The 9,758-nt window shown below is 69.9% G+C and carries 13 protein-coding genes and 2 pseudogenes; 4 read left to right on the top strand and 11 right to left on the bottom strand.

Annotated elements, in window-relative coordinates:
• The 6 genes and pseudogenes from AB0G56_RS41670 to AB0G56_RS41645 all read right to left on the bottom strand — a co-directional run.
• On the bottom strand, nucleotides 1-403 hold a 403-nt coding region (locus tag AB0G56_RS41670), incomplete at its 3' end, for a helix-turn-helix domain-containing protein (protein ID WP_360981414.1).
• A gap of 75 nt (nucleotides 404-478) precedes the next feature.
• Nucleotides 479-787, bottom strand: coding sequence for a hypothetical protein (locus AB0G56_RS41665; protein ID WP_360981417.1), 309 nt, complete (start codon nucleotides 785-787; stop codon nucleotides 479-481).
• 244 nt (nucleotides 788-1,031) lie between these two features.
• A pseudogene (locus tag AB0G56_RS41660) lies at nucleotides 1,032-1,259 on the bottom strand (IS3 family transposase); the annotation flags it as partial.
• A gap of 47 nt (nucleotides 1,260-1,306) precedes the next feature.
• On the bottom strand, nucleotides 1,307-1,618 hold the full coding sequence (locus tag AB0G56_RS41655) for a transposase (protein WP_360981412.1): 312 nt from the start codon (nucleotides 1,616-1,618) through the stop codon (nucleotides 1,307-1,309).
• A gap of 306 nt (nucleotides 1,619-1,924) precedes the next feature.
• Entirely contained in the window at nucleotides 1,925-2,845 is a 921-nt protein-coding gene (locus AB0G56_RS41650; protein ID WP_360981409.1) for an IS3 family transposase, read from the bottom strand.
• The gene (locus tag AB0G56_RS41645) at nucleotides 2,842-3,150 is read right to left on the bottom strand and encodes a transposase (protein ID WP_360981406.1); all 309 of its coding nucleotides are present in this window, start codon (nucleotides 3,148-3,150) and stop codon (nucleotides 2,842-2,844) included. The genes AB0G56_RS41650 and AB0G56_RS41645 overlap by 4 nt, the downstream gene beginning before the upstream one ends.
• Before the next feature lie 433 nt (nucleotides 3,151-3,583).
• Here AB0G56_RS41645 and AB0G56_RS41640 point away from each other — a divergent pair, with 433 nt between their 5' ends.
• Nucleotides 3,584-3,859: a hypothetical protein gene (locus AB0G56_RS41640; protein WP_360981403.1), complete on the top strand. Its 276-nt coding sequence runs from the start codon at nucleotides 3,584-3,586 to the stop codon at nucleotides 3,857-3,859.
• A gap of 755 nt (nucleotides 3,860-4,614) precedes the next feature.
• Here the strand turns inward: AB0G56_RS41640 and AB0G56_RS41635 are convergent.
• The 5 genes and pseudogenes from AB0G56_RS41635 to AB0G56_RS41615 form a co-directional block, all read right to left on the bottom strand.
• Entirely contained in the window at nucleotides 4,615-5,238 is a 624-nt protein-coding gene (locus AB0G56_RS41635) for a hypothetical protein (RefSeq protein ID WP_360981400.1), read from the bottom strand.
• Nucleotides 5,239-5,240: 2 nt separating this feature from the next.
• Complete coding sequence (locus tag AB0G56_RS41630) at nucleotides 5,241-5,873, bottom strand: sigma-70 family RNA polymerase sigma factor (protein WP_360981398.1); 633 nt, start codon at nucleotides 5,871-5,873, stop codon at nucleotides 5,241-5,243.
• A gap of 3 nt (nucleotides 5,874-5,876) precedes the next feature.
• Complete coding sequence (locus AB0G56_RS41625; protein ID WP_360981395.1) at nucleotides 5,877-6,107, bottom strand: hypothetical protein; 231 nt, start codon at nucleotides 6,105-6,107, stop codon at nucleotides 5,877-5,879.
• Nucleotides 6,079-6,222, bottom strand: a pseudogene (locus AB0G56_RS41620) (IS3 family transposase); the annotation flags it as partial. The pseudogene AB0G56_RS41620 and the gene AB0G56_RS41625, both read right to left, overlap by 29 nt.
• Before the next feature lie 196 nt (nucleotides 6,223-6,418).
• Nucleotides 6,419-7,234, bottom strand: a complete 816-nt coding sequence (locus AB0G56_RS41615; RefSeq protein WP_360981392.1) for a helix-turn-helix transcriptional regulator — start codon at nucleotides 7,232-7,234, stop codon at nucleotides 6,419-6,421.
• A gap of 122 nt (nucleotides 7,235-7,356) precedes the next feature.
• On the opposite strand from AB0G56_RS41615, the gene AB0G56_RS41610 reads away from it, so the two are divergent.
• The 3 genes from AB0G56_RS41610 (at nucleotide 7,357) to AB0G56_RS41600 (ending at nucleotide 9,599) form a co-directional block, all read left to right on the top strand.
• Entirely contained in the window at nucleotides 7,357-8,214 is an 858-nt protein-coding gene (locus AB0G56_RS41610) for an oxidoreductase (RefSeq protein WP_360981389.1), read from the top strand.
• 2 nt (nucleotides 8,215-8,216) lie between these two features.
• A complete protein-coding gene (locus tag AB0G56_RS41605; RefSeq protein WP_360981386.1) occupies nucleotides 8,217-8,876 on the top strand; it encodes an SDR family NAD(P)-dependent oxidoreductase in 660 nt (219 codons plus the stop codon).
• Nucleotides 8,877-9,140: 264 nt separating this feature from the next.
• Complete coding sequence (locus AB0G56_RS41600) at nucleotides 9,141-9,599, top strand: helicase associated domain-containing protein (RefSeq protein WP_360981383.1); 459 nt, start codon at nucleotides 9,141-9,143, stop codon at nucleotides 9,597-9,599.
• Nucleotides 9,600-9,758 lie beyond the last annotated feature (159 nt).

Genomic DNA, 9,758 nt, shown 5'->3' with positions numbered 1-9,758 from the left:
GGCCGATCCGGATGACACGGCCGTGCACTCTCCGCAGGTAGGCGGCGAGCTTGCGGATGGACCAGCGGGTGAAGGGCTGGCCGAGCTTGCTCGGGCGTGTGGTGGCCGTCTGGATGACGAAGTCCTCGTCGTCAGGACTGAGCAGGCGGGGACGGCCTCCCGCCCACCGAGGGTCCAAGCAGGCCAGGCCGATCTCATTGAACCGGTGGATCACGTCGCGGACGGTGTCCTCGTCGGCCTGCACCAGCTTCGCGATCACCGGCACCCGGTTCCCGCCGGCCGAGGCCAGCAGCATCATCGCGCGCCGGAAGCGCACCGAACTGGTGCTGCCCCGGCGCACGATCTGCTGCAGCTTCTGCCCCTCCTGGTCGGTCAACCTGCGCACATGGACAAGCTCAGCCACTACACCCCCAGCAGTCGGAGCGGACGTCGCCGTGCATCCAACCGCCCGGACGACCGCCCCGGCGAACCTTCCCGGTCAGAGCACTAGCTGCCCCGCCGGCACGTCGATCTCGTTACCGCGCTGGGTGCCCTGATATGGTTTCGGGTCGCTCGTGTCTGTCCAGCGCCCCGTGGCGTCCGCCCGGTCCTGGACCACGTACGTCCCGTTGATGGGCCCGTCGTCGTCCTGGGACGTCCAGCTGAGAACTTCACGCTGAACATGAGCAGGTTCCTCGGGGTCGTAGCCGTAAAAGGTGTGCTTGACCGTCTTGTGTGTCGGCAGTGTCGGCTGCACGGACTGCGGCGGCTGACTGCGGCTGCAACCGGGTAGAGCCACGACGATCATGGCGATGCCTACAGCGACTAATGGTGCACGGGCACCCATAGTGACCCCCTCTTGTGAATTCGTGGCTTCTTCTTGTACCAGCCGGGGACCGTGCTGGCCATGGCGCCTCGCAGGTGCCCGTTCCGGCCCGCAGGGACGCCACCCAGAGTTGGTCCGGGCGGGAGGCCGTGAAATCGCGGTCGACCAGGTCCGGCGGCCGGGGCGCCGACGGCTCGGGCACCGTGGTCCGCCGCCGCTGGCCGCGGATGACGCCCTCGATGCCCAGCTCACGCATCAGCCGTTCGACGGTGCACCGCGCCACGTCCTCCCCGCGTCGCCGCAGGGCGCGGGTGATCCGCCGGGCCCCATAGGTGGCTCCGGACTCCGCGTGGATCTCCTCGATCAGCGGCATCAGCTGCTCGTCGCGGAGCCGACGGGCCGACTTCGGCCGCTTCTTGCGGGCGAAGCAGGTGGACGGCGACAACTCCAGCACCCGGCAGACGGGATCGACCCCAAGGCCCTTCTCGCGCAGGTGGTCGATCACTTGCTCGGCCTCGTCCGGGGACGGTCGATCTCCTGGGCAAAAAACACGCTGGCCGCTTTGAGGATCTCGTTTGCCCGCCTCAACTCCGCCACCTCTTTGCGGAGTTGCTTCAGCTCGTCCCGTTCGCCGGTGGTCAGCCGGTCGTCTCGCTCGCCGCGGTCGGCCTCGGCCTGGCGGACCCAGCCGCGCAGGGCTTCGGGATGGATGCCGAGATCCCGCGCGACATGCGCGACGGGCCGGCCGGTGGCCCGGACTTCGCGGACCGCACGCTCGCGGAGCTCGTCCGGGTATTTACGGGGTGCTGCCATGGTGCTGGTGGATCTCCTTCGCCAGGATCGTAACCCTGGCATCAGGGACTCCACGAAACGGGGTGCAGCTCAGACGTTCGCCTGGGTCGAGGTCGTCACCGACCCTGAGACGGTGGCACGGTGTGAGGAAGACGGTCTGGAGGAAGTCGGTATCGACGCTCCTGAGATGCCTTCCGGCCTGGACAGCCTTCGGGCCGAGCGGAACGCCCAGCGCGGATATGTGGGGTTCGGCGCGTTTGCCGGCCGAGACGTCGTGTACCTGCGGCGCCCCTGGGTGAGGTTCCCCCGCAGTGCGGGAGTGGCTGACTAGCTGGTCGGAGCGGGTTGACGTGGTTTCAGGTTCACTTGTCCGGTCGCTGCCTGGTCGGCGTAGTGCTTCTCCTCGTACTCGATCGGGCTGAGGTAGCCGAGCCGTTTCTGGATGCGGCGGGGATTGTAGAAGCCGTCGATGTACTCGAAGAGCGCGAGGTTCGCTTCGGCTCCGGTGGCGAAGACGCGGCCGCGGATGCATTCGGTCTTGATGACCATCCACAGGTTCTCCGCCAGGGCGTTGTCGAACGAGTCGCCGACCGAGCCCATGGATGCCTGAATACCGGCCCTGACCAAGCGTGTTGTGAGCTTCACGGACGTGTATTGACAGCCATGGTCGGCGTGGTGAACGAGTTCACCGGGGGCGACTTCGCGGCTGGCCAGGGCATATTCCAGCGAGGTGAGGACCAGGTCCGCGTCCGCGCGGGCAGAGGTCTCCCAGGCCACGACCCGGCGGGAGAACGCGTCGCGGATCGCGGACAGCCACAGCGGTCCCTCGCCGGTGGGGATCATGGTCAGGTCGGTGACCCACAGCCGGTTCGGCCCGTTCGCGGTGAAGTCGCGTTGCACCAGGTCAGGGGCCAGATCGGCGTCCGGGTCACGGCGAGTGAAGCCTTTGCCCCGGCGGGGGCTGATCCCGGCCAGGCCGGCCTGGCGCATGAGCCGCTCGACGCGTTTGCGGCCGACGTGGACGCCTTCACGCTTGAGGACGGCGTGCACGCGGGGTGAGCCGTAGATCCCGCCGGACTCATCGTGGACCTGCCGGATCCTGCCCGTCAGCTCGGCGTCCCGGCGGCGCCGCTCGCACGGCTCGGTCTCGGCCTGGCGCCACCGGTAATAGGTGGAGGAGGGGATGTTCAGTTCCCGGAGTACGGGCTCGACTCCCAGGTGCGGGTGCTCGTCAACGAGCGTCGTCACCTGGGACGGGTCGGGTCGAGCTGAGCCGCGAAAAAAGCCGAGGCCGTCCGCAGGACCTCATTCGCACGCTTGAGCTGGGCATTCTCCTTGCGCAGGGCGGCAAGCTCCTCACGCCCGGCGGTGGTGAGCATGTCGCCTCGCTCGCCGGCATCGGCCTCGGCCTGGCGAATCCAGTTGCGCAGGGCCTCGTGGTGCACGCCGAGTTCCTCGGCCATACGGCGGATCACGGGCTTCGGCTCGGCAGCCCGGTACATCTGCACCGCACGCTCACGCAACTCCAGTGGATACTTCCTCGGGGCAGGCATCGTCAGAGCTCCTCTCAGGATCCCTATCTGACCTGCCGTCACCTCTCCCCGCATCTCGGGGGAACCTCAGAAGCGGCTGGGGGCCAGTCGCTGTAGAGCGGGGCGCCGAGAGTTTGGACCGCCTTGAAGGTAGCCTCGTCGGCTTTCGCCGTCGGATCCTTGTAGAAGTCACTGTCGTTCTTCCACCACTGCTCCCCCGACCACTGGGGCAGACCGGTCCGATAGAAGAAGTCGCCGCCTTCCTCTGCGGATGACGGGGGCCAGTAGAATCCCGTGTATGTGAATTGGCCCGGTGCGGAGAGACCACCGAGCGGAGCCATCCACGCATCGCGGCGGGCCAGCGGGCCTCACTCTCCTTGTCGAGGAGGTCTCGGTCCTGCTGGAATGCTGTGGCGAGCGGCGTCTCCTCCCAATACTTTTGATTTGCTGCTGTATGCAGCTTGTCTGCGGACTGGTTCAGCGCATCCTGTGCAAGGCCGGACATGGTCGGCCCGCCCTGCCGCAGCACCTCGGCCATCAGGCATTGGTCCTGCCGCAGTTGCTCGGCGCCCTTGACGTCAAAACCGTCATAAGTGTCTGCCACAGGCGCGGCGCCGGGGAGCGGCCGGCCGATCGTGTCCGGGGCGCCCGCCAGCGTCGTCAGGACCGCGAGGGCAAGGACGATCGGCAGAAGGCGTATGTAGCGCTGCGGTCTTCGCAGCACGGGTGAGAAGAGACTGCGTCTGGATCTCAAGGATGTGTCCTTCGTCCTCAACGGACGGGCTGGGGTGCCCGTCCGACGAGTCTGAAGACACTCACGCGACAGACGAGTCGCGGCGGCCCCCCGACCGCAGGTGGAAGCGTGCTGGGAACGGACAGGTCAGGTCCGTCAGACGCGGCGTCACCATAGGCAGCTCGCACGCGCGTACGACAAGATCCGAACCGAGAACTGGCCGAAATCGCTAACCCGGTCCGGGTGAGGGAAATGGCCTCAACCTGTGCAGCAACTGTGAAGAGAGAGTCCGCTCCGCGGGGAGGTACTCACCGTGGTTGGCCAAATCCCACCTGCTGCGAGGAGGCTCGCTCTCCGGGCTCACCGCCGGCCTGCCGTCCTCGATCTACTCCTCCAGACCGTGATCTCCCGTGGCGAAGACCCGTGGGGCTGTGCCGGTCGACGCGGCGGAGCCGGCCCCCGACATGTCCTGCCAGGGCCGGCTCGACAGGTGCCGTACCCGCGGCCAGGCGGAAAGCGGTCCAGGACGACATGCGGGTCCACGGAGCAGTCCACGCCGACTGCCGCGCTGGCCGGGGCCCTCCAACAGTGCCCCGGCGCCCCGATCACCGTCACCCTCACCCGGTAGAAGGCCCAGCCCTATCGGCCTACCGGATACCGGGCGGCTATGCAGCCCTCCGCTGCAACGCTGAAGGCGGCCGGGGTTCCTTCTTGGCTATGCCGCCTTCGGCGGCGGCCTTCGCGGTGGAGGGTCAGCAGGGGGCCGCGAGTTCCTCGATCTGGTCGGCCAGCTGCTGGTCGGGGTGGTGGAACTCGCCGCAGACCTCTTCGACTTTGAGTCGCTCCACGGCTTGGCGCAGGGTGGCGGCTTGGGGGGCCCTCGGCCTGTTCGGCCGGGTGCGGTGGTGGGCGTGGAGGATGTCGAAGTCCAGGTCGAGGGCCTGGCGCATCCAGTGGTCGGCGTCGCGGAGTTCGCCGCGGCGCAGGTGGAACAGGTGGAGGCAGTAGGCGGCGGTGGCGTTGCCCGCGCCTGCGGCGTACTGCCACCACCACAGTGCTCCCTCCGGCTTCATGGCCAGGCTGAGCAGGCAGCCGAAGTGGAGGGCCCCATCGATGTCGACGGGGTCGTCCGCGATGCCGGCCAGGTGCTCGGCGGCCTGGCCGCTGCGCAGGAGATGGCACGAGAGCGCCTTCAGGGACGTGTCGGCGCTTTCCATGCGGGTGGGGTGGTGGCCCTGTGGGGCGGGCTGGGCTCCGAACATGAGGGCGGCGGTGACGTCGCGGACGATCTCCTGCTTGAGGTCGTCGAGTTCGTCGTCGGTGACGGTGTCGGGGATGGCCGCCTGGCCGAGGATCCTGTCGATGTGGCGTGGCACGTCTACTCCTTCTCCTCGTCGTCACTCAGGTCGATACCGAGTTTGGCGGCGATGCTCTGGCGGGCCACACGGCGGTGCGTTCGCACCGTTCCTTCGTGGATGCCCATGATCTTGGAGACCTTCTTCACCGGGTAGCCCAGGGAGTACAGCAGGATGATCACGTCGAACTGGCGCTCGGGGAGGGCGGCTATGGCCGTGTAGAGGCCGATCGGCGATTCCAGGTCCGCCATCTGGGTTCGCATGGCGGACAGCGTGGCACGGACCGCTTCGTAGACGGCGGTGGTTCGGTCATTCGCTGACGTGATCGTGGAACGGCCGTCGGCGGTGGGGGTGGTCGTCATGCGGGCGTGGGTCTCCACCCGCAGCTTCAGAGCCCGCCACGCGTATGCCTCGGGGCCGCCTTCCTCCAGGAGGATGGTCTGCCAGTTCAGGGCCAGGTGGCTGTAGAGGTGGCGCACCACTTCCTTGGCGGCTTCCTTGCTGCCCAGGATGGTGGCGGCGTAGCGCACCTGCGGCCGGGCGTACATGCGGTAGAAGGCGTCCAGGGCGGTGGGCATCTCGTAGTGGATGCCGTGCAAGGCGTTGAGTTCCTCGAACGTGGTGGGCAGGGCCTGGGCGTCGCTGTCTTCGTTCATCGCTCAGGCCTCCGTGTCCCGGGCGGCGACCGTGGTGGACGACTCGCCGGCGGCCAGGCGGCTCTGCCGGGTGTGCAGGAGTTCGGCTACGCCGACCCGGGCGCCGGCGCGCAGCAGGCGGCCCATCCCCGTACACAGGCCGGGGAGGAAGACGCGGATCGCACTGCTCGCCGCGGCTGTGATCGCGGCCTGCCTGCTCGTCGGCCTGGCGTACCCGGCTGCGCAGTGTCTCACCGGTCACCCCGACATCCGCCGCGACCGCCGCATACGTGCAATTCCCACCCGCCGCCCGATACAACGCGACGGCATCTCTGCTGGACTCCTCCGGATACGGAGACCTACGTCCCACCAGGACACCCTTCCTCGGATCTGCAAGATCCAGTGGCAGAGTGTCCACACCACCGGGGTTGCCTCACCCCGAGTCCGCGTGGTGACACACGCGAACGGGTCAAGGCGCGGTCAGTCCAGGCTCTCGCCATCCTTGCCCTCGGCGGCGCCCGGGCGCAAAAAGGGCCGCGGGCATCGGACCGTACCGCGTACGGTCCCTACTCGGCGGCGAGCCGGCGGATCTTCTCCTCGTCCTCACTGCCGGGCTGCCCGAAATAGACGTACAGGACGTGGCCTTCCGGGCCTGCCAAGGCGAACGCCTCGTACTCCAGGCTCAGCTCGCCCACACCGGCGACGCGTAGCCGCTTCGCGCCCTCGACCCGCTCGTAGACGTCGTGCGAGTCCCACAGAGCGCGGAACGTTTCGCTGCGCTCGCGCATCGTGGCCACGAAGTCGTCGAGTTGGCCTCGTCGTGCGGCTGCGGTGGCGCGCAGGCCGGCCACCGCTTGGAGGCTGATGTCCTGCCACTGGGGATACACCTGGCGGGCCCGCTCGTCGAGGAACGTGAACTCGACCAGGTTCCGGCCCGGGGTCCACGCGGGGTTCATGCGGGGTGCGAGCGTCGTGGTGGCCAGGACGTCGCGGCGGGGGCTGGTCACCAGAGCCGGCAGATCACTCCAGCGTCGCAGCAGGTGCGCCACTCCAGGACGTACCGCGTCGGCGGCGGGCACGTGGCCCTCAGCCGCAGGGAGAGCTGGTGAGGCCAGTGACCACAGATAGGCCCGCTCGGCGTCGTCGAGCCCCAGCACAGCAGCCAGCGCTCCCAGAATCTCGCTGGACGGGTTGCGGTCGCGTCCCTGCTCCAGGCGCGCGTAGTACGAGGGGCTCACGCCCGCGAGCAGGGCCAGTTCCTCACGGCGAAGGCCCTTCACCCGGCGGCGGGTGTGCGTGACGACACCGGCCCGCGCGGGATCGGCCTTCTCACGCCGACTGCGCAGGAAAGACCCCAGTTCATTGACGACATCCCTCGGCACCTGCCCTACCCTACCGGTGCGCACGCTGCGGCCGTGCAGACCTGGACCTGCGAGCCTGTCCCTGCGAGAGCCACCCTCAAGAGGGTGTGGCTCCCGGGCGCCGGGCCTGTTCGGATGGGACCATGTTCAACCACAACGACACCGCACCCGCAAAGACCTGGCTCATCACCGGCTGCTCCAGCGGCCTGGGACGTGCGCTGGCAGAGCACGCCCTCGAGCGTGGCGACAACGTAGCCGTCACCGCCCGCGACACCACCACGGTCACCGGCCTCGCCGACCGCTACGGTGACCGGGCCCTCGCCCTGGAACTCGACGTCACCGAACCCGCGTCGGTGCAGGCCGCCGTGGCCCGCGCCGAGGAGCGTTTCGGTGGCATCGACGTGGTGGTGAACAACGCCGGCTACGGCTATCTCGCCGCCATCGAAGAAGGCGAGGACGAGGCCGTCCGCGCGCTGTTCGACACGAACGTGCACGGCGTGGTCACGGTGCTGAAGGCGGTGCTGCCCGCGATGCGGGCCCGCCGCGCGGGACACATCGTCAACATCTCCTCCTTCGGCGGTCTGGCCGCCTTCCCGGCCACGGGCTACTACCACGCGACCAAGTTCGCCCTGGAGGGCCTGTCGGAGTCCCTCGCGGGCGAGGTGGCTCCGCTCGGTATCGCTGTGACCCTTGCCGAACCGGGCGGGCTGCGCACCCAGTGGGCCGGCTCGTCCATGCGGCAGTCCGCGCTGCGCCTGGAGGACTACGAGCCGACCGCGGGCGCACGCCGCACCTCGACCCTGGGCGTTTCCGGCAGGCAGCCCGGCGATCCTGCCCGGGCCGCCGCGGCGATCGCGGCCGCCGTCGACGCCAAGGAGCCGACGCTGCGCCTGCTGCTGGGCTCCGACGCTCTGAGCGGTGCCCGATCGCGTCTGCAGCGGCTGGCCCGCGAGATCGATGCCAACGAGGCGCTGACTGTCAGCGCAGACTTCAAGGAGTGACCGTGAGCGAGAAGGGTTCTTTCATCGCCGTCGGCGCCGGGCCCGGACTCGGCGCGGCCGCCGCCCGACGGTTCGGCCGTGAGGGCCATCGCGTCGGCCTGATCGCCCGCACCCCCAGCGCCTTGTCCGCCCTCGCCGCTGATCTGCAGCGCGACGGCATCACCGCCACCACCGCGTGCGCGGACATCACCGACACATCAGCCCTTCAGACCGCGCTGCGCGAGGTCGAGCGTCAGGTGGGGGCGGCCGACGTCGTGCTGTTCAGTCCGCGGCCCAGCCTCGACTGGATCAAACCGACCCTTGCCACCGGTCCCGCCGACATCCAGAGCGCGGTGGCGCTGAGCGTGGCGGGCGCTGCGGCCACCGTGCAGGCGGTGGCACCCGGCATGCGCAAGCGCGGGCAGGGCACCTTGCTGTTCACCACCGGCGGCGCCGCGGTCGCGCCCCACCGCGACCGGGCGGTCTCCGCGATCGCCTACGCCGCCGAATCCGCCTATGTCCGCCTGGTGAACGAGACGTTGGCCGCCGACGGAGTGCACGTGGCGCAGGTGACCATCGTCGGCCCGATCGGCGCCGGACTCACCCACGAGCCCGATGCGGTGGCCGAGCACCTGTGGGACTTGCACGCCGAGCGCACTCAGGCGCTGCTGGTCCTTCGCTGATCCCAGATCACCGACCCGGCCGGCCGCGCGCACCCCACCCCCTGCAACACGCACCGGAGCAGGCGGAACAAGGACCGAGCCGTGAAACGTGGCCCGCTTCCCAGGCGGCTGCGGCGGCCAGAGCGGCGGCCGCGAGCAGCAGCCGGGTCAGCGGACGGGCGGACCGACGACGGAGGCGGCCCGCGCGGCGCGGTATCGAGCACTGGGGAGCTGCCTGAGAGCCGCAGGGAGGCACTGGAAGCCATCGATGCGGAATGGTGTCCGGTGTGGGATGCGGGATGGCAGCGCGCCTGCCGGCTGTGTCAGGCACACGTCCGCGCCGACGGTCCGCTCCCCGAGGCCGCGGGCGCGGTCATCGTCCACGGCGAAGACCTCGGCGCGTGGGTGGCGGCGCAGCGCGCCGGGTGGGAGCGGCTCATACCCGCTCAGCAGTACCTGTTGGAGTCGCTGGGCCTGGAGCCCGCCCCCACCGGTCCCGAGGGCGCGGAGGGCGCTGCGCGGCCGGTGGGGCGGCGGGAGGCGGCGCGGGCGGTCAACCTCGCGGCCGCCCGGCAGTTCCGCGAGCGGGAAGGACACCTGCGGGTCCCCCGCAAGCACGTGGAAGTCCTGCCGGACGGGACCGAGATCAAGCTCGGTGCCGTCATCGACAACACCCGGCGCCGGGCGGACAAGCTGTCCGAGGAGCAGCGGGCGGAGTGGACCGCCCTGGGGATGCGCTGGTAGCGATCGGGCGTAGGGCAGAGAGAGGGGGGGGGGGGCGCGGGGGGGGGGGGGGGCCCCCCCCCCGGGGGCCCCCCCCCCCCCCGGGGGGGGGGGGGGCCGGGGGGGGGGCCCGCGGGGCCAAACGGCCGGGGGAGCGGGCCGGGGGCCGGTGGGCAGGGC

This window comes from Streptomyces sp. NPDC021356 (assembly GCF_040641015.1).
GTDB lineage: Bacteria > Actinomycetota > Actinomycetes > Streptomycetales > Streptomycetaceae > Streptomyces.
This window is presented reverse-complemented; position numbering and strand designations above follow the sequence as displayed.

What these genes read in the sequence shown, in the direction of transcription:
- AB0G56_RS41665 (WP_360981417.1), bottom strand. Translation starts at nt 787, where the DNA reads ATGATCGTCGTGGCTCTACCCGGTTGCAGCCGCAGTCAGCCGCCGCAG.
- AB0G56_RS41655 (WP_360981412.1), bottom strand. Translation starts at nt 1,618, where the DNA reads ATGGCAGCACCCCGTAAATACCCGGACGAGCTCCGCGAGCGTGCGGTC.
- AB0G56_RS41630 (WP_360981398.1), bottom strand. Translation starts at nt 5,873, where the DNA reads ATGAACGAAGACAGCGACGCCCAGGCCCTGCCCACCACGTTCGAGGAA.
- AB0G56_RS41640 (WP_360981403.1), top strand. Translation starts at nt 3,584, where the DNA reads ATGCAGCTTGTCTGCGGACTGGTTCAGCGCATCCTGTGCAAGGCCGGA.
- AB0G56_RS41610 (WP_360981389.1), top strand. Translation starts at nt 7,357, where the DNA reads ATGTTCAACCACAACGACACCGCACCCGCAAAGACCTGGCTCATCACC.
- AB0G56_RS41645 (WP_360981406.1), bottom strand. Translation starts at nt 3,150, where the DNA reads ATGCCTGCCCCGAGGAAGTATCCACTGGAGTTGCGTGAGCGTGCGGTG.